Source organism: Streptomyces sp. NPDC002156, assembly GCF_053593675.1.
Genome location: NZ_JBSFDA010000073.1, coordinates 32,133 through 49,941, shown reverse-complemented (window position 1 = coordinate 49,941; position 17,809 = coordinate 32,133). Strand labels below are relative to the sequence as shown.

The window sequence follows — 17,809 nt, the reverse complement described above, 5'->3', positions numbered from 1 at the left end:
CGCAGTTCCCCGCGCCCCTGAAAAGCAGGGGCTGCGCCCCGTGCTTTTCGGCCCGGAGGGCCGGGTCCTTTAGGGGCGCGGGGAACTGCGCGAGCAACCCCCACCGGCCCGCAGCCAAAGGAATCGGGACGGACGGGTCTTTGAGGGGCGCGGGGAACTGCGCGACCAGCCCCCACCGGCCCGCAGACGACATCAAACCCCATCAAACCCCACCGCAAGCTGCCGCATCGCCTGATCCAACAGCTCCCCGAGACTGGCCTCCTCATCACTCAGCCAGTGCTCATACGCGGCAATACACGCAGCCAACGCCGCATGCCCCAACAACCGAGGCAGCAGATCGGACGCCGGCCGCCCCATCCGCCGCGCAGCGAACTCCGTAACGTGTGCCCGCCACGTCGTGTACCGCACCGTCGAGTCGGCCTGAAGCGTCGGCACCCTCAAGATGAGCGTCATCCGCTGCCGATGCCACGGCACCACCGCCGGATCGAAGCGATTGAACTCGACCACCGCACCCCGCAACGCGTCCATCAGCGGAGCACCCGGATCGGTCCCCGCCAGCAACTGCTCGAACCTCAGCAGCTGATCCTCGAAGTCGCCCCACACAAGGTCGTTCTTGGACGCGAAATAGCGGAAGAAGGTACGTCGGCCAATGCCGGCGGCCGCCGCGATGTCATCGACGGTCGTGGCGTCGAAGCCCTGCCGGGCGAACAGCTCGAACCCCAGCTGTTCGAGCGCGGCCCGCGAGGTCACCCTGGGCCGCCCCGTACGGCTCACCCCCGCCGCTCCACCCGCCACGCTCTCCCGCCGTCCCGTGTCAGCAACCACACCGCACATCATGCATCGGACGCGCCCTCGGACACCCCGCCCCGGCGGCAACGCGGGGAATCGGGGAATCATCGCAGGCCGACCACTGTTGTCGCGCACAGCAGCGGCTGTACGAATCCCGTTGGACGAATCCCAAGGAGGCCGGGCGTGTACGGCGACCCAGAGACCATCCGCAAGATCCTGACCGAGGCGGGCGACACCTGGGCGATCGTGGGCCTGTCGTCGAACGAGCAGCGAGCCGCGTACGGCGTGGCCAAGGTCCTCCAGCGCTACGGCAAGCGGATCATCCCCATCCACCCGAAGGCCGAGACGGTCCACGGCGAGCGGGGCTACGCCTCGCTGGCCGACATCCCCTCCGACATCGGCGTCGATGTCGTCGACGTGTTCGTGAACAGCGACCTCGCCGGTCCGGTCGCCGACGAGGCCGCCGCCATCGGCGCCAAGGCCGTCTGGTTCCAGCTCGGTGTGATCGACGAGTCGGCGTACGACCGCACCCGCGCCGCCGGGCTCGACATGGTCATGGACCGCTGCCCGGCGATTGAACTCAACTCCGCACGTTGATTCCTGTCCGTGCGCAAGCGGATGCGTATGCATATCCGCAGGACAGCGAGGCCATCGGGCCGGCGCTGCCCCTCCTCATGGTCCGGGCAAGGGACCGGGGTGAGCCGTTCGGCCCGGTTCTCACAGCTCGGTCTTGGGGCTGCTGTTGCTGGGGTCCAGGAACAGTTTCCAGAGGGCGGTGATGAGGACGGCCCACTCCGACGCCTGGTTGTCGCCCCTCTGCTGCGCTATCCCCAGGAGGTCACTGTTGCTCGATTCGAACTCCGGGTTGTTGACGGGGGCGTCGTTGCTGTCGGGGCCGGGGGTCGTCGGCCCTTCGGCGGGCTGGTCGGCCAGCTCCTCGGCGGTGGGCGTCTCCTCCGTGACCTGCAGATCGGCGGCGCCCGCCGTGGGGTTGGGGCAGGTGATGGCGCCCCCGCTCTCCCGGCACACGGGGGCGGGCACGGGCATGGTCACGTCCGATGCGTTGGGGCCCTCCAGGTACTGATAGAGGTGGAAGTCCGTGTAGTGGTTGGGGGTGTAGAAGATGAAACCGTTGACGTTGTCCCGGACGATCCGTTCGTCACCGCGATTCGTGCCCCGGGTCGGCCGGATGTCGATGTCGTACTCGAGCAGCTGCGGCTCCTGCGTCCCGGGGATGTTCCGGATGAACTCGGTGAGATCCCCGGACGCGGCGTCGAGGAAGAAGCCTCCGCGCATGATGAAGCCGACCCGGTTCGTCGCCGAGTTCGTGGGGTCGTTGGGGTCGGACATGTCGATCCGGTCGGTCCGCCTGCCGAAGGGGAAGCCCCGGCTCATCCAGTAGGCGATCGCGGTGTCCAGTTTCTCCGTCGGGAACTGGAAGACCTTGCCGTCGTCGACGGCGGCGCTCGCCTGCTGTCCCTGCGACGTGACGAACCACGTTCCGCCGCCCAGCAGTGTCGCCACGGCGAGGAAGATCGCCAGGAACCTCCCGCTGAGCAACCGGGATCGTCGCTTGTGCGCACGTACGCCGGACGCCCGTCCGGCGCCGGGCGGTGAGGTCATGTCCATTGCCTGCTCCCTGGATCGCGATCTTGTTGACCGTGGGCTTGACGGCCGCCCGGCCATCCGGCGGGCGGCACTTCCGTGATCTCCGCGAGGCATCACATCGGGGGTGAGAAGAGGGCGGACGACGCCGTGCAAAGGCAGGGGATGCGTACGGGCCTCGCCGCACCAGCCCCTTGAATCACAGCAACCCCACAGGCCACATACTCGGAGACGGAGCGCTTCCGGGGCCAGGGTCATTTGTCCCAACCGCCGAGTAAATCTCGAGGTGTTGCCGGACGTGCGCGTCGGCGTGCGGTCGGCCCTGGAGATGGGCCCGGGCTTGGTCCGCCCCGGCGGCGCGATCAGCCGGGTCGGTGTACCGCAGTACGGCGAGATCCCCTTCGGCGGCGGTCCTCGACTGGAAGCGGCGGACGACCTGATGCTCGCCGTCGCCATGGTCGCCGGCGTCGTCACCGGTCCCGGCCGCGCGAAGCGGTCGCCCTCACCCACAGCCAGGGCGTCGCTCCTGCTGCGAGCTACGCGGACACCGCGACCACGTGCTTGCCGACGACGCCGCCGCGCTCGAACGCCTGGTGCGCCGCGGCGATGTCCGCGAACGGGTACACGCTGTCGACCACCGGGCGCAGCGCACCCGACGTGACATGGTCGGCCACGTCACGCAGCACGGCGGTGTCGGAGTTGGCGCTGAAGGTGCGGATGCGGCGGGAGCCGTGCACGCTGGACGCGGCGATCGCGGCCAGGGCCCCGGCCGACAGTCCGACGGTGACCATCCGGCCCCCCTTGGCCAACCGGCTCCGGTAATGCTGCGGACGCAGGTCGCCGCCGATCCCGGGAACCCGCGCGCCGTCGAGCTGGTGGGTGAACTCGCCATCCACAGCGACGAGTTCGCCGCCCTGTGGGCCCGCCATGACGTCGAGGAAGCCATCCGCGGCCACATGCGCATCAACCACCCCCTGGTCGGCGAACTCAACCTCGACTGGGACGCCTACCCGATACCGGGCAACCCCGGCCCCGTGCTCATCGTCTGCACCGCCGCCGAGAACAGCCCCGACGGCCTGCTGTCACCTGGGCCGCGATCACAGTCGTGACCGCTCACCGGACGACGCACGGCCTGCGCTTTCAGGAAGGTGCCCGGAGCGCGTCCACCGGTTCCAGCCGGGCGGCGCGCAGCGACGGATAGAGACCTGCGAGCAGGCCGACGAGGGCTCCGGCGAGCGGGGCGCCGAGGGCGAGGTTCAGGTCCAGGACCGGGGTCCATTCCTTGAAGACGGCGACACCCACCACGACGGCGATGCCCAGGGCCGCGCCGACGATGCCGCCGAGGAGGCCGATCGTCGTCGACTCTAGGAGGAACTGGCCGGCTACCTGCCGTCGCGAGGCGCCCAGCGCCCGCCGCAGCCCGATTTCGCCGACCCTTTCCATCACCGTCACCAGGGTGACGTTGGCGATGCCGATCGCGCCCACCACCAGCGAGACCAGGCCGAGGACGAGGAAGAGACCGTTGACGTCGTTCTGGACACCGTCGCGGGCCTTGGACAGGTCCGCCGGCGCCGCCACGGCGAGGGAGTTCTGCTGTCCGGGGGCCAGGGCGATCGGCGCCTGGCGAGCCACCTGCCGGGCCGCGCCGAGCGCGGTGTTGATGAGCACCCGGGTGACGTCCTCCAGGCCGAGGCGGTCCGCGGCGGTGGTGGGCGGGAGTATCACCGCGGTGGACAGGCGCTGCTCGCGCTTCACGCCGCCGAGGATGCCGATGACGGTGTACGACTGGCCCTGGAAGAAGATCGCCGGGGAGTCCTGCACCCGGCTGATGCCGAGCAGCCGTGCCGCCTGGTCGCCGAGGACCGCCACCTGGGCGTGCCGGGCGATGTCGCCGGCGTCGTAGAACCGTCCCGAGGTCATCGCGCCGCGTACCCCGGCGGGCAGGCCTGCCGAGGCGGCCACCACGGCCAGGGTCTGGCCGGAGACGTCGCCGGGCGCCTTCACGTCGTTGGACCGCACCTGGACGCTGTTGGTCAGCGGGGAGTCGGCGAGGGCGGCGGCCGAGTCCACACCGGCCAGCCGCCGGACCGCGTCGATCCCCGACCAGTCCACCAGCGGCTCGTCTTCCGAACCGGTCGGCGCGGGTGGGACGGTCACGGTCACCGAGGTCGCGGTGAGCGCGTCGAACCGGCCGACGATCTGGTTGCCGGCCGTGGAGGCCACACCGATGGTGATGACCAGCGTGGTGATGCCGAGCACGGTGCCGAGTGTGGTCAGGGCGGACCGTACGGGGCGGGCCATGACGCCCGCGAGGGCTTCCGTCCACAGGTCACGGGGGTCCATCCAGGGGCGTTCGATACGTGCCCCGGCCCCGGCCGATGCGGGTTTCACTCGGTCTCCAGGGTGAGGCGGCCGTCGGTGATGCGGACCCGCTGGCCCGCGCGGCGACTGACCGTCTCGTCGTGGGTGATGAGCACCAGGGTCATGCCCTGGGCGCACAGGTCGTCGAAGAGTTCCAGTACGGAGAGGGTGTTCTCGCTGTCCAGGTTGCCGGTCGGTTCGTCGCAGAGCAGCAGCGCGGGATCGCTGATCAACGCCCGTGCGATGGCGACGCGTTGGCGTTCGCCGCCGGAGAGCCGGTCGGGCCTGAAGCCCGACCGGTGCCCGAGCCCGACCCGCTCCAGCGCCTCCCGGGCGCGGGCGAGCCGGGTACCGCGCCCGAGTCCCGGGCGTGGCCTGCGGTACGCCTCGGCCAGCATGACGTTCTCGTCGACGGTGCGGTACGGGAGGAGGTGGAAGGACTGGAACACGAAGCCGATGCGGCTGCCGCGCAGCGCGGTGCGTTCGAGGTCGCCGAGCCCGGTCGTCTCGACGCCGTCGAGCCGGTAGGTACCGGAGGTGGGCCGGTCGAGCAGGCCCAGCGTGTTGAGCAGCGTCGACTTCCCCGAGCCGGAAGGGCCGACGATCGAGAGGTGCTCGCCGCGCCGCACGGTCAGGTTCACGCCGCGCAGCGCGTGCACCGGGGGCTCGGAGTCGAAGGTCCGCTCCACACCGGTGAGTTCGATGACGGCGTCGACATCGGCGGGGCCAGGGACGGCGTCGGCATTGGCATCGGCAGGGCCGGGGACGGCGGGAGCGAGCCCGGGACCGGGGGCCGAGGTCACTCGCCCACCACCACCTTGTCGCCCTGCTCCAGCGTGCCACTGGTCGCCTTCACCTCGACGAGACCGGCCGCGGAGAGCCCGACGGTGACATGGACATCGCTCAGCCTGCCGCCACGCTCGACCTGCACCCGGACCTTTCCGTCGGACGAGGTACGGATCGCGGCGAGCGGCACGACCAGCACCTTGCCGTCCGAGGCCCCGATCTTGATGGTCACCTTCACCGCGGCCTCGGCCTCGTCGGCCAGTTCGCCGGAGTCGGGCACGGAGATCCGCAGCTGGACCGGGGCCGAGGAGCCGGTGGCGGAGGTGCCGGCGGCTTCGTCCCCGGTGTCCCCCGAGGTCGTCCCAGCGGATCCCTCGCCGTCCTCGCCCGAGCCCGTCGCCGCCGTCGTCGAGGACGCGGCGTCGGCGCCGAGGGCCGACACCGTACCCGCCGCCTTCTTGCCGTCCGTCGTCGTCAGCTCGACGGCCATGCCCTTCCTCAGCAGTTCGGCGTCCGCGCCGGGGACGACCGCCTGCACCTCCAGGTCGGAGCTGGTCACGGTGCCGATCGGACCGGACGCGGTGTCCCCCGTCTTCACGGTCACCTTGTTCAGCCGTACGGGCAGCTTCGGGAAGAAGACGACCTCACCGGCCGGGACCTTCGTCCCGTAGGAGGCCTGGAAGGTGCTGAGCGCGGCGTTCGCCATGTCCAGCGACTTCCTCGCGGATTCGAGCTGCAGTCGGTGGATCTGTGCGTCGGTGCTGGACTGCGGGTTCGGCGAGCCCGTACTGGCGTTCGCCCCCGCCTCCGTCCCCGTCCCTGTCTCCGTGCCGCCGCTGCCGCCGCTCGCGCTGTTGGTCGTGAGCAGTGTCTGCTGGGCGGCGGACACCGCCTGCTGCAACTGGCCCAGTTGCTGCTCGTCGTCCGCGCTGGGCTTCTGCGCCTCGTACCCCTTGCTCGTGTACCAGCTGGTGACCGCCGCCGCGGTGCCCTGGCGGTAGGTGCCGCTGATCGACCCGGGATCGAAGCCGAGCCGCCGCAAGGCTCTCTGGAGCTGCTTCACATCGTCGCCGGAGGCACCGGGGCCCAACGCACGGTACATCGGCACGGATCCGCTCAACGCGAACACCGGACGGCCGTTGACCGTCATCAGTACGTCGCCCTCCTTGACCTTGGTACCGGCGACCGGTGCCTTGGTGATCCGCTGCTCCGCGCCCTCGCCGCCCGCGGACGCGGCCGCCCCGGTGCCGACGGCGCCGGCCAGCGCGAGCGGACGCGGCGAGGCGAACTCGACGGACCCCGACGCCACCACGGTCGCGGTGAGGGACTGCCGCTGGACGGCCACGGTCACCGGGCCGGCCTTCGGCGCGGTGTGCGCGGCGGCCGCGTCGGCGGGCGAGCGCACCTGCGTACCGGCGATCCATCCGCCCGCGCCGACCAGGACCACCGCGCCGACCAGCGCGCCCAGTTGCTTACGGCTGCTGAGTCGGCTCATGCGTTGTCACCCCAGTACGGGTGGGCCTTCAGCTTGGGGAAGTACGCGGCCCGGAACTTCTTGCCGCACTCCAGGTCCTTCAGGGAGATGTCGATCTCCTTGGTGAGCAGCGGCAGCGCCTCTTCCTTGCTCATGCTGAAGTGGTTGTCCGGAACGTTCTGCTCCAGCCGCACCATGTCGGACATGCCGGTCGGCTGGGTGGTGCTGACCGGGATGCCCTGCGCCTTCAGACAGGCGGCGAAGTCCTGTGCGAGCTGCACCAGTTGGGCGTCGCCGTTGAGCTCGAGACCGTTCGCGCGGTTCGCCTCCGCCTTGGCGTTCTCCGCCTTTTTCTGCTCGGCGGCGCTCAGCGCGTGTCCGTTCACTGCTATCGACGCCTTGAGTTCGCAGCCGCCGATCTTCTCGTCCGCCTTGGACTCGGCCTGGGGGCCCGCCAGCGCCTCCTGGTACGCCTTCTGCTGGGCGGGGGTGAGCCCCTTCTCGTCGTCGTCGGCGACGGCGTCGGTCCGCTTTTGTCCCGCCTTCCCTCCGGGGTTGCTGAAGGGGGCATTGGGGTCGTCGGGGTAGACGGCGGCGGCGTAGTTGCCGAACCCGTACTTCTCCCGGGACTTCTTCGCCGCCGCGTAGTCCTCCGCGTCCAGCCCGGCGAAGGAGTCGTCGCCGCTCGCCGTCACCACGTGCGGTGTGTAGGTGAAGCCCTGCTTCTTCATACAGGCCGCGATGGTGTTCTCCGTGATGTACAGCTTCTTGGTGTCGTCGTCCGCGCCGGACGGGACGGTGAGCTGCACCGCCCCGTCGGCGTTCGTCGTACTGTCGTTCGCCGCGTTCGCTTCGCTGCCGCCCGACGAACCGGAGCTCGCGCCGGTCTTGTCGTCCGAACCGCCGCAGGCGGCCAGGAGCGGCAGCAGGCCGATCGCCAGGACGGTGGCCACGGAGACACGGAGCCTCTTGGGCATGTTCGGGTGTGTGTTCATGGTGGATCAGGCTGGCCCCGCGGTGTGATGGGAACTGGCCCGGAGTGTGATCAAACGGCAACAGCCGATGCGCCGGCGACAGGACGCCGGGTCCGCACTCCCGCCCGCGAGTATGTGATCGTCCGGTAACAGCACCGGCCCGGCCTGGTGTTGTACGGATACTGAGCACATGCCACGTGTCCTGCTCATCGAAGACGACCGCGCCGTTCGTGAGGGTGTCCAACTCGCGCTGCGCCGCCAGGGGCACGACGTGGCCGCCGCCGGGACGGGTGAGGGCGGGCTGGAACGGCTGCGGTCGTTCCGGCCGGACGTCGTCGTCCTCGATCTGATGCTGCCCGGCATGTCCGGGCTCGACGTGTGCCGCCGGATCCGCGGGGCCGACGACCAGGTTCCGATCATCATGGCGACGGCCCGGGGCGACGACGTGGACATCGTGGTCGGACTCGAAGCGGGAGCCGACGACTATGTCGTCAAGCCCGTCCAGGCCCGCGTGCTCGAAGCCCGTATCCGTGCCGTCCTGCGCCGGGTCGGCGGCACATCCGCCGACGGAGCCGCGCCGAAGACCGAGACGCACGGGGAACTGGCCATCGACCGGGCCGCGCTGACCGTCACCCACCAGGGCGCGCCGGTCGCCCTCGCCCCCTCCGAACTACGGCTCCTGCTGACCCTCTCCGCCTCGCCCGGTCAGGTGTTCAGCCGGCAGCAGCTCCTGGAAGCCGTCTGGGAACACAGCTACCACGGTGACTCACGGCTGGTGGACGCCTGCGTCAAGCGGCTGCGCACCAAGATGGGCGAGCCTCCGGGACAGCCGCGCTACATACAGACCGTGCGCGGCTTCGGCTACCAGTTCAGAACCCGGTGAAGGCGCCCACGCCGCTGCGCGGCCTGCGCGTCCGACTGCTGGTGGCCTTCCTGCTGGTCGCCGGCGTCGCCACCCTGACCACCGGCGCCCTGACGTTCCGGGAGGCGCGCACGGGGGTGCTCCAGCAGAGCCAGGACGGAGTGATCGCGCAGTTCCGCGACCATGTCAGCACCCTCGCCGCTGACCTCGACTTTCCCCCGGACCAGAAGCAACTGAACATGTTCGCACAGCAGTTGGCACGCTCCGAACCGTCGAAGGACTGGCGCGTACTGGCCACCTACGGCGGCCTGAGCGCCACCTCCACACCACAGGACCCGTTCGAACAGCTGACGTCCGACCTGCGCGCCGCCGTGGCCTCCGACGGGAGCACCGTCTTCCAGCGGGTGACACGGCACGGCAGCCCCGCACTCGTCGTCGGCCTGCCGGTCACCTTCGGCACCGCGGAGCGGCCCACGTCCGACCCGTCCGGGCTCGCCGTCTTCCTGACGGTGCCGCAGACCACCGAACAGGCCTACGTCCAGGCCCTGGTCCCCGCCATCGAGCGAGCCACCGTTCCCGCGCTGGTCCTGGCCGTCCTGCTCGCGCTGCTGGCCGCCCGTGGCGTACTGCGGCCGGTACGAGAGCTGCGCCGGGCCACCCGCAGCATCGCCGAGGGCCACCTCGACACCCGGCTCGCCGTCAACGGCTCCGACGAACTCGCCGCCCTCTCCCACACCTTCAACGAGACCGCCGCCGCCCTGGAGGAGTCGGTGACCGAACTGCGCCGCATGGAGGCACGCGCCCGCCGCTTCGCCGCCGACGTGTCGCACGAACTGCGCACCCCGCTGGCCGCCATGTCTGCGGTCACCGACATCCTCGACGAGGACGCGGCACATCTCGCCCCGGACACCGCCACCGCCGTACGGCTCATCAGCGAGGAAACCGTCAAGCTGGCCCGCCTGGTCGAGGACCTGATGGAGATCTCCCGCTTCGACGCGGGCGCGGCCGGTCTGCACCTGGACGAGATCGACCTCGCGGACTCCGTCCGGCGCACCCTCGCCTCCCGCGCCTGGCTGGACACGGTCGAGACCCGGCTGCCACCGCCGGGCACACTCCGCGGCAGCCTCGACCCGCGCCGCCTCGACGTGATCGTCGCCAACCTGGTCGGGAACGCCCTCCGCCACGGCGGACGCCCCGTACGGCTGGACCTCTACGAGTGGGAACACCCGGACGACGGGCGGCGGGCGGTCATCGAAGTGCTGGACAGCGGACCGGGCATCCCCGAAAGCGTCCTGCCCCATGTCTTCGACCGCTTCTACAAATCGGACACGGCCCGTACCAGGACCGAGGGCAGCGGCCTCGGACTCGCCATCACCGCGGAAAATGTCCACCTGCACGGCGGCACCATCCAGGCGGCGAACGGTCCGCACGGCGGTGCCGTCTTCACCGTGGAACTCCCGCTGCGACAGAACGAGCCACCACCGGAACCGGCCGATCCGGCCGAGGGGAGCCAGCCGTGAGCCCTGTCCACCGGGCCGCCCGGCCCGCGCTGCTTCTGCTCGCGGGTGCGCTCCTGCTCGGCGCCTGCGGCATCCCCACGACCGGTGTCGTGGGCTCGGGGGAGCCCGCCACCGGTATCCGGTCGACCACCACGCTCTACTTCACGGGCGAGGACGGCCTGGTCGCGGTCCCCCGCAGGCTCCCCCAGCGGCCCGGCGTCGCGGCGGCCGTTCGGCTGTTGTTCCAGGGCCCGACCAGATCCGAACTGAGCAGAGGTGTGGGCAGCCTGCTGCGGAAGCTGAAGAAGGATCCGACGGTCTGGGCCGATGGCGCCAAGGTGTCGATCGAGCTGCGCTTCGACGACCCGGCGGATTTCCCGGCCACCGTCAAGCCGCTGGTCGGCGATGCCCTCGCTCAGGTGGTCTGTACGGCCGCCGGCGCCCGCCACGCCGAAGACCCGGACGTCGTATCGGTGGAGGTGATCATCACGGCCACCGTGAGAGGCGCCAAGACCCAGTGGAGCGCCGAAGGCCGCGACGCGACCTGCCCCGCATAGACCCGGAGATCTGCCACCTCGGCTGACGCGAACGAGCCCGGCCCACCGGTAAGAACCGGTGGGCCGGGCTCAGGTGACACAGGGGCCGGTTCACCCCACGGGGTTCACTCCGCGGGCAGGACCGACGAGTGGTGGTTCTGGATGAGCCACTTGCCGCCGATCTTCTCGTACTCGTACGTGTAGCGCGCCTCGACCGTCGACTTCACACCGGTCGTCGGGTCGGTGACGTGGAACTCGTACAGCCCGGTGTCGATCGCCGAGTTGTCGTCGAGGATGTTGATGATCGTCTGGAGCTTCTCGCCCACCGGCTTCTTCTTCAGGAAGGTCACGAAGTAGTCCGCGATCTCGGCGTGCGTGGTGCGGATCTTCGGCGAGAGCGTCGGCAGGAGCACGGCGTTCGGCGCATAGAGGGCGGTGACCTTCTCCGGGTCACCGGTCTGGAGCGTGGCGTTCCAGTGGTCGAAGAGACCCGCGATCTCCGCCTTGCTCGGCAGCGTGTTCTTCGGCTTGGACGTCTGGTGCTCGGGCGACGCGGCGCTGACGCCGGCCGTGATGGTACCCGCGGCAACGAGCGCTGCGGCGGTGGCTATCGCGGCACGGCCGCGCAGGTGATGCTTCATCACAACTCCTGTTCGAGGGACTCCTGTTGGGGGCAGGAATGGTTGTCACTTTCACGGAGCGGCGGTAAAGGCCGGGCCATCACATGTCCTCTAAATGGACAAGGAAGTTCCAAATAACGGACAGCGATCATGCGGATACCGAGGGACAGAGCCGAAATCCCTCTCAATCACTCCAAATTCCTCTACGAGTTGACCAAAGTTCGACTTTTCGGCGCCCTTACTGTGCAGCACCGCCGGATCGATTGCGCCTGCGCAGCAGCAGAAGTCCGCCCGCGAGCGCGGTGATACCGGTCGCGGCGGTCCAGGCGACGACATCCGTCGTACCCGTCGCGGCCAGGTCGTCGCCCGTTCCGCCCTGAGGATTCGCGCCCCCGACCGGACTGGCACTCGGGCTCACACTCGCACTGGCACCCGCACCCGAATTCGCGTTCGCACTGGCACTGGCACTGGCACTGGCAGCAGGACTCGGACTTGCGCCAGCCCCCGCAGTCGCACCCGCACTCGCACTCGCCCGGTCCCGGCTGAACGCGAGTGTCCCGAAGCCCAGTTGGTCGAAACCGCCGCTGTTGGGCCCGTAGTCACCGCCACCGCCCTCGGGTGCCGCCTGGGCGGCGATACGGGTCAGATAGGTCGCCGACAGGCCCCGCCGCTTGGTGTAGTGGTTGGCGATCATGGCCCAGATCGGGCGGGTCATCGCCGGGTCCACGGCGGCGGCCGCGGTCGCGGTCTCGCTGCCCGACCAGCCGTTGACCGCACCCTTCCTACGGGTGTTCGCCGTGTACGGCACCTCGCCGCCCATGCTCCACTTGGCCACGTACTGGGCGCCCTTGAGGAACCGGCTGTCGTCGTAGCCGTACAGGTCGATGCCCTGGTTCCAGGCCATCTCGCAGACCGTGCCCATCAGACCGACGCCGAGCAGCGCGTGGCCCTGGTCGCGGCCGGCCTCGACCCACTCGGCGAGGCCCTCGTCCTCGTACACGACCGGCATGGCGTTCTTGACCGAGCCCATGCCGGCGCCGTGCTTGAAGTACTCGACGGCCCGGTCGATCTTGGCGCGGTCGTCGCAGAGGATGCCGACGGCCAGGACGCAGGCGATGGCCGTGAGGTCCCAGTTGGCCCAGTAGTTGGTGACGACGGCGTCGTTGTGGTCCGCCAGGAAGTCCTCGCTGAGCGGGTAGAAGACGTCGAGCATCATCTTCTGGAAGCGGGCGAGGTCGAAGTCGGCGTGGTCGCGGACGAGTTCGGCCGCGTTGGCGAACTGGTAGCCGTACAGACCCGCCGCGAGGAACCGGTCGGCGGAGCCCTGCAGCGAGGTCAGCTTCGCCGACCAGGCGTTCAGGATCGCGACGGCGGTGTCCCCGTACGCGCTCTCGCCGGTTATGTGCCAGCGCAGGGCGTTCTGGTAGGCGGCGTGGATGTCGTTGTAGAGGATCACGTAGTTCTGCGGCGAGCCCGAGCCCCGGTAGACCGTGGCCTGCGGATTGGCCGTCCAGCCGCTCTGCGCGTGCCGGTTGGCGGTCAGCCGTGCGAAGCCCGCCGTGTACGGCGCCGCCCCGGCCTTCACCTTCTTCGCCATCCGGTCCAGATCCGTACGGGTGTGCAGCAGGCCCGGGTGTACGAGGCTCGCGCCGGCCGCCGTGGCCTGCGGAGCGGCGACGGTCGTACCGATGGCGACGGCGCCCGCCGTCACGCCGGTGAACTTCAGCATGCCGCGACGGCTGATCTGTGTGTTCAAAGCTGCGGTCCTTGATTTGGAGGGGGGGTGAGGCGCGTACGGAGAGGAGACGCGCCTCAGGACCGCCGATAACGAAAAGTGCGGGTTACCCAACCAGGGCGAGCGGTCGACATAATGCAGGAGTGACCTTCGCCTCACCTCCCCCAGCCACGACGCCCAACTCCTCGTCCACGCAACGCTTTCCGGTCGTGATCGTGGGCGCCGGACCCGCCGGGCTCACCGTCGGGAACATCCTGCGGGCCGCCGGCATCGACTGTGTGGTGCTGGAGACGGAGAGCCGGGCGTTCATCGAGCAGCACCCCCGGGCCGGGTTCATCGAGGAGTGGGCGGTCCACGCCCTCCAACAGCGGGGCCTGGCCGACACGTTGCTGGAGCGGGCCGGTACGCACACGAAGTGCGAGTTCCGGTTCGGCGGCCGACGCCATCGCTTCGAGTACGCCGAACTGTCGGGCCACCGCCACTTCGCCTATCCCCAGCCGCTGTTGGTGACGGACCTGGTGCGCGAGTACGCGGACGTACGCGGCGGCGACATCCGCTTCAGCGTCAAGGACGTCCTCGTGCACGACCTCGACACCGACCAGCCCTCGGTCTCGTACATCTCGGCCGAGACAGGCCAACGGGAGTACGTACAGGGCGAGTTCATCGCGGGCTGCGACGGCGCGCGTGGGGTGACCCGTACGGCGATCCCGGCGGCGCACGCCCGCGTCGCGCGGCACGACTACGGCATCGGCTGGCTGGCCCTGCTCGCCGAGGCGCCGCCGTCCAACGACTGCGTGATGTTCGGCATCCATCCGCGCGGCTTCGCCGGGCACATGGCCCGGGGTCCCGAGGTCACCCGCTACTACCTCGAATGCCCGCCCGGCGACGACCCGGAGAACTGGCCGGACGACCGCGTCTGGGCCGAACTCCACGAAAGACTGGGCGCGTTGGGAGCGCCCCCGCTCAACGAGGGCCGCCTGATCGAGAAACGCGTGCTCGACATGCACAACTACGTGGTGGAACCCATGCAGTTCGGTCGGCTGTTCCTGGCCGGCGACGCGGCCCATCTCACCGCGCCCATCGCCGCCAAGGGCATGAACCTCGCCCTGCACGACGCCTTCCTGCTCGGCGACGGACTCGTCGACTACCTCACGAAGGGCGACCCGGACGCCCTGAACGGCTACTCGGAGGCGTGCCTACGCCGCGTCTGGCAGTACCAGGAGTTCTCCCTGTGGCTGTCGGACATCTACCACGGGGCGTCGTCGGGCGACCCGTTCCGCTCCGGCACGACCCTCGCCCGCCTCCGCCGGATCCTCAACTCCCCTGCGGCGGCAGCCGCGTTCGCCGACGTGTACATCGGCAGGGACGCCGACCACTGACACCTGCTCACCAGGCAGGCCACTGAGGTCAGTTGACGCCCAGCCCGAGCCCCTCCACCACCACCGCACCCGCCAGCTCGGCGAACGCCTTCCCCGGCACCAGCAGCTTGCCGCGCCGACGACCACTCCCCACCAGCACCCAGGGAAGGTCGACGACGGCCGAGTCGACCAACAGGGGCCAGGGTTCCGGGAGTCCGATCGGTGTGATGCCCCCGTACTCCATCCCGCTCTCCCCGACGGCCGTGTCCATCGGCGCGAACGAGGCCTTGCGGGCGCCGAGTTGGCGACGCACCACCCCGTTCACATCGACCCGGGTGGTGGAGAGGACGAGACACGCGGCGAGGGTGGTCTCGCCGCCGCGCTTGCCGGCCACGACCACGCAGTTCGCCGACTGTTCGAGCAGCTCCCGCCCGTAGTGCTGCACGAAGACGGCGGTGTCGGCCCACTCCGGGTCGGTGTCGACGTAAAGGATCTGGTCGGCGGGAGTGCTGCCGGTCCACCGGCGTACGGCGTCGGCGACCGGACCGACGAGTTCGTCGAGGCAGTCGGGGGCCGGGGTCGCGGTGTCGAAGTCTCCGATGGGTGCACGCATGACGGCACGCTAACAGCCCCTGAGTGACCCCCTGCCGGGTGGCTCAGCTCACCGGCGGGACCGACACCGACATCATCATCTCCATCGGTACGGCGCCGTCATTGCCGTACGTATGCGGGACGTTGGCCTCGAAGGTGGCGCTCGCGCCCGCCGGGACGCGGTGCTCGACCCCGTCGACCGTGAGCGTCAGTTCGCCCGCCGTGACATGGAGCAGCTCGACCGTGCCCGCGGGGTGCGGGTCGGACGGGCTGCTCTCGCCGGGCATGAGCCGCCAGTCCCACAGCTCCAGCGGGCCCGGTGCCTCGGCGCCGGCGAGCAGCCGGTTGTAGCTGCCGGCGTCGGTGTGCCACAGCCGTACGGCCTGGTCGGCGGGGACGATCCGGACCTTCGGCCCCTGTTCGTAGTCGAGCAGAGTGGTGATGCTGACGCCGAGCGCGTCGCCGATCTTCACGACCGTACCGAGGCTGGGGTTCGTGCGGGCCTGCTCGATCTGGATGAGCATCCCGCGACTGACCCCGGCCCGCGCGGCGAGCGTCTCCAGGGTGAAACCGCGCTCGGCGCGCCAGCGCTTCACGCTGCGCGCCAGCGACTGGGTCAGCAGGTCGAGATCCGACAACGTTCCACCCTGAGGACAAGATTCCGAGCACAAGACTGATACACGAGACTACTGGTACAAAATTCTGAATGACAGAGTTCACTTCACTGCACTACGGTGTGGTGAACCGAATCGTTCACTCCACTGTACTGCGAGGCGTCCCGATGACCGCATTCTTCGCCCTGGCCACCAGCCTCCTCTGGGGGCTGGCCGACTTCGGTGGCGGCCTCCTGACCAGGCGCATGTCCGCGTTGACGGTGGTCGTGGTCTCGCAGTCGATCGCGGCGGTGGTGCTCGGCACGATCGTGGTCCTCACCGGCGGCTGGGGCGAGGCCGGTCCACGGCTGTGGTTCGCGCTCGCCGCGGGCCTCGTCGGACCGGTGGCCCTGCTCTCCTTCTACAAGGCGCTCGCCCTCGGCCCGATGGGGGTCGTCTCCCCGCTCGGCTCCCTCGGTGTCGCCGTCCCCATCAGCGTCGGGCTCTTCCTCGGCGAGCGTCCCGGGCTGATCCAGTTCGCGGGGATCGCGGTCGCCGTCGTCGGGGTCGTCCTCGCGGGCGGACCCCAGCTCAGGGGCGCGCCCGTGCAACGGCAGGCGATCCTGCTCACCCTGCTCGCGGCGTTCGGCTTCGGCACGGTGTTCGCCCTGATCGCGGAGGCGTCGACCACCCTCACCGGCCTGTTCCTCGCGCTCTTCGTCCAACGCGTGACGAACGTGGCCGTCGGCGGCGCCGCCCTGTACGTCTCGGTCCGCCGAGGCGGCGCGGCCCTCCCGCCGGGCGGCTTCCCCTGGCGCACACTCCCCGCACTCGCCTTCGTCGGCCTCGCCGATGTCGCCGCCAACGGCACCTACTCGATCGCCGCCCAGCACGGCCCGGTCACGGTGGCCGCCGTACTCGCATCCCTCTACCCGGTGGTCACAGCCCTGGCAGCACGCGGCTTCCTCAGCGAACGCCTACGCACGATCCAGGCAACGGGCGCGGGCCTGGCCCTGGTGGGCACACTCATGCTGGCAACGGGCTGATAGGGGCGCCCCTAGAAGAGGCAGCCCCGAAGGGGCGCCTCTTCTAGGGGCGCGGGGAACTGCGCGACAAGCCCCCACCGAACCCGCAGCTTCACACCGAACCCGCGGCTTCACACCGGACCGCGTCCATACTCCTCGGCATCCAGCTCGGCGAGCCGCGCCGCCGCCCCCGCATCCAACTCCGCCAACGCCCGCAACTGCTCCGGAGTGATGCCATCGGGAATCGGAATCGGCGCCGGCGTCCGCAACGGCGGCCGCCAGCCACCGTCCGCCGTCCACCTGCGTACGACCTTGGCCGGAGCCCCCGCCACCACGGAGTGATCCGGCACCGTACCGCGCACCACCGCACCGGCCGCCACCACCACGTTCCGCCCGATCCGCGCCCCCGGCAGGATCACCGCACCGGTGCCGATCCAGCAGCCCGGGCCGATCTCCACCGGCTCCATGCGCGGCCACTGCTTGCCGATGGGCTCGTGCGGATCGTCGTACGAATGATTGGTGGACGTCACATACACATACGGCCCGAAGTAGCAGTCGCTGCCGATGGTGACCGTCGTGTCGGCGATGACATGGCTGCCCCGGCCGAGGACGACCCCGTCGCCGATGCGGAGTATCGCGTCCGGCCCCATGTCGAGGTCGGGCATCAGTCCGGCCGTCAGGGTCACCTGCTCCCCGACGATGCAATGCGATCCCAGCTCGATCCAGGGTTCACCGAAGACCGTGCCCAGCGGGAAGGCGAGCCTGGTACCTGTCCCCATCGACCGGAAGGCCAGCCGCCCGGGGTTCTCGGCGGTCACGGAACCCGTGCGCTGCACCCAGGCCCAGCCGGCGTGCACCGCGCGCTGCGCCAGCCGACGCCGCCATGACGAGAACGTGTTCTTGGGCTTGGGCACCCGCTCACCGTACTCACGGCCGGCCGGGCCCAGCATGCGCGGGACCTGTGATCTTCACCCCACGGAGGGTGGCGTACGGTCTGGGGT

Annotated in this window: 19 protein-coding genes; 7 read left to right on the top strand and 12 right to left on the bottom strand. The window is 70.1% G+C overall.

Going from position 1 to position 17,809, the window contains the following annotated elements; genetic code table 11:
* Window positions 1-192: 192 nt before the first annotated feature.
* A complete protein-coding gene (gene mftR, locus ACWCRB_RS27135) occupies window positions 193-834 on the bottom strand; it encodes a mycofactocin system transcriptional regulator (protein ID WP_450998530.1) in 642 nt (213 codons plus the stop codon).
* A 138-nt stretch (window positions 835-972) separates the two neighbouring features.
* On the opposite strand from mftR, the gene ACWCRB_RS27130 reads away from it, so the two are divergent.
* Window positions 973-1,386: a CoA-binding protein gene (locus ACWCRB_RS27130; RefSeq protein ID WP_450998527.1), complete on the top strand. Its 414-nt coding sequence runs from the start codon at window positions 973-975 to the stop codon at window positions 1,384-1,386.
* 120 nt (window positions 1,387-1,506) lie between these two features.
* On the opposite strand, the gene ACWCRB_RS27125 is transcribed toward ACWCRB_RS27130, so the two are convergent.
* Entirely contained in the window at window positions 1,507-2,418 is a 912-nt protein-coding gene (locus ACWCRB_RS27125; RefSeq protein WP_450998526.1) for a hypothetical protein, read from the bottom strand.
* 512 nt (window positions 2,419-2,930) lie between these two features.
* Entirely contained in the window at window positions 2,931-3,185 is a 255-nt protein-coding gene (locus ACWCRB_RS27120) for a zinc-binding dehydrogenase (RefSeq protein WP_450998525.1), read from the bottom strand.
* 30 nt (window positions 3,186-3,215) lie between these two features.
* Between ACWCRB_RS27120 and ACWCRB_RS27115 the strand changes: the two genes are divergently transcribed.
* Entirely contained in the window at window positions 3,216-3,503 is a 288-nt protein-coding gene (locus tag ACWCRB_RS27115) for an MmyB family transcriptional regulator (protein WP_450998524.1), read from the top strand.
* A gap of 31 nt (window positions 3,504-3,534) precedes the next feature.
* Here the strand turns inward: ACWCRB_RS27115 and ACWCRB_RS27110 are convergent, their stop codons facing one another.
* From ACWCRB_RS27110 to ACWCRB_RS27095, 4 genes are read right to left on the bottom strand one after another with little or no spacing between them, the layout of a single operon-like run.
* A complete protein-coding gene (locus ACWCRB_RS27110; RefSeq protein WP_450998523.1) occupies window positions 3,535-4,737 on the bottom strand; it encodes an ABC transporter permease in 1,203 nt (400 codons plus the stop codon).
* Between the two features lie 44 nt (window positions 4,738-4,781).
* A complete protein-coding gene (locus ACWCRB_RS27105; RefSeq protein ID WP_450998522.1) occupies window positions 4,782-5,558 on the bottom strand; it encodes an ABC transporter ATP-binding protein in 777 nt (258 codons plus the stop codon).
* Entirely contained in the window at window positions 5,555-7,036 is a 1,482-nt protein-coding gene (locus ACWCRB_RS27100; RefSeq protein ID WP_450998521.1) for a peptidoglycan-binding protein, read from the bottom strand. The genes ACWCRB_RS27105 and ACWCRB_RS27100 overlap by 4 nt, the downstream gene beginning before the upstream one ends.
* A complete protein-coding gene (locus tag ACWCRB_RS27095; RefSeq protein ID WP_450998520.1) occupies window positions 7,033-7,992 on the bottom strand; it encodes a hypothetical protein in 960 nt (319 codons plus the stop codon). Before ACWCRB_RS27095 ends, ACWCRB_RS27100 begins: the two co-directional genes overlap by 4 nt.
* Window positions 7,993-8,179: 187 nt before the next feature.
* Between ACWCRB_RS27095 and ACWCRB_RS27090 the strand changes: the two genes are divergently transcribed.
* Genes ACWCRB_RS27090 through ACWCRB_RS27080 form a run of 3 tightly spaced genes read left to right on the top strand, consistent with a single transcriptional unit; the run spans window position 8,180 to window position 10,907 of the window.
* A complete protein-coding gene (locus tag ACWCRB_RS27090; protein ID WP_389353976.1) occupies window positions 8,180-8,872 on the top strand; it encodes a response regulator in 693 nt (230 codons plus the stop codon).
* Complete coding sequence (locus ACWCRB_RS27085; RefSeq protein ID WP_450998519.1) at window positions 8,869-10,371, top strand: ATP-binding protein; 1,503 nt, start codon at window positions 8,869-8,871, stop codon at window positions 10,369-10,371. The genes ACWCRB_RS27090 and ACWCRB_RS27085 overlap by 4 nt, the downstream gene beginning before the upstream one ends.
* Window positions 10,368-10,907, top strand: a complete 540-nt coding sequence (locus tag ACWCRB_RS27080; protein ID WP_450998518.1) for a hypothetical protein — start codon at window positions 10,368-10,370, stop codon at window positions 10,905-10,907. Before ACWCRB_RS27085 ends, ACWCRB_RS27080 begins: the two co-directional genes overlap by 4 nt.
* A 104-nt stretch (window positions 10,908-11,011) precedes the next feature.
* Here ACWCRB_RS27080 and ACWCRB_RS27075 read toward each other — a convergent pair whose 3' ends face one another.
* Together ACWCRB_RS27075 and ACWCRB_RS27070 are read right to left on the bottom strand one after the other, a co-directional pair.
* Window positions 11,012-11,527 (bottom strand): SgcJ/EcaC family oxidoreductase, encoded by a 516-nt coding sequence (locus ACWCRB_RS27075; protein WP_450998517.1) that lies wholly within the window; start codon window positions 11,525-11,527, stop codon window positions 11,012-11,014.
* A 217-nt stretch (window positions 11,528-11,744) separates the two neighbouring features.
* The gene (locus tag ACWCRB_RS27070) at window positions 11,745-13,235 is read right to left on the bottom strand and encodes an alginate lyase family protein (protein WP_450998529.1); all 1,491 of its coding nucleotides are present in this window, start codon (window positions 13,233-13,235) and stop codon (window positions 11,745-11,747) included.
* Between the two features lie 149 nt (window positions 13,236-13,384).
* Here ACWCRB_RS27070 and ACWCRB_RS27065 point away from each other — a divergent pair, with 149 nt between their 5' ends.
* Window positions 13,385-14,620 (top strand): 4-hydroxybenzoate 3-monooxygenase, encoded by a 1,236-nt coding sequence (locus ACWCRB_RS27065; protein ID WP_450998516.1) that lies wholly within the window; start codon window positions 13,385-13,387, stop codon window positions 14,618-14,620.
* 28 nt (window positions 14,621-14,648) lie between these two features.
* Here ACWCRB_RS27065 and ACWCRB_RS27060 read toward each other — a convergent pair whose 3' ends face one another.
* On the bottom strand, window positions 14,649-15,212 hold the full coding sequence (locus ACWCRB_RS27060; RefSeq protein ID WP_450998515.1) for a YbaK/EbsC family protein: 564 nt from the start codon (window positions 15,210-15,212) through the stop codon (window positions 14,649-14,651).
* Window positions 15,213-15,255: 43 nt separating this feature from the next.
* The gene (locus ACWCRB_RS27055) at window positions 15,256-15,828 is read right to left on the bottom strand and encodes an XRE family transcriptional regulator (RefSeq protein WP_450998514.1); all 573 of its coding nucleotides are present in this window, start codon (window positions 15,826-15,828) and stop codon (window positions 15,256-15,258) included.
* 143 nt (window positions 15,829-15,971) lie between these two features.
* On the opposite strand from ACWCRB_RS27055, the gene ACWCRB_RS27050 reads away from it, so the two are divergent.
* The gene (locus ACWCRB_RS27050) at window positions 15,972-16,829 is read left to right on the top strand and encodes an EamA family transporter (RefSeq protein WP_450998513.1); all 858 of its coding nucleotides are present in this window, start codon (window positions 15,972-15,974) and stop codon (window positions 16,827-16,829) included.
* 110 nt (window positions 16,830-16,939) lie between these two features.
* On the opposite strand, the gene ACWCRB_RS27045 is transcribed toward ACWCRB_RS27050, so the two are convergent.
* On the bottom strand, window positions 16,940-17,722 hold the full coding sequence (locus ACWCRB_RS27045) for an acyltransferase (RefSeq protein ID WP_450998512.1): 783 nt from the start codon (window positions 17,720-17,722) through the stop codon (window positions 16,940-16,942).
* Between the last annotated feature and the right edge of the window lie 87 nt (window positions 17,723-17,809).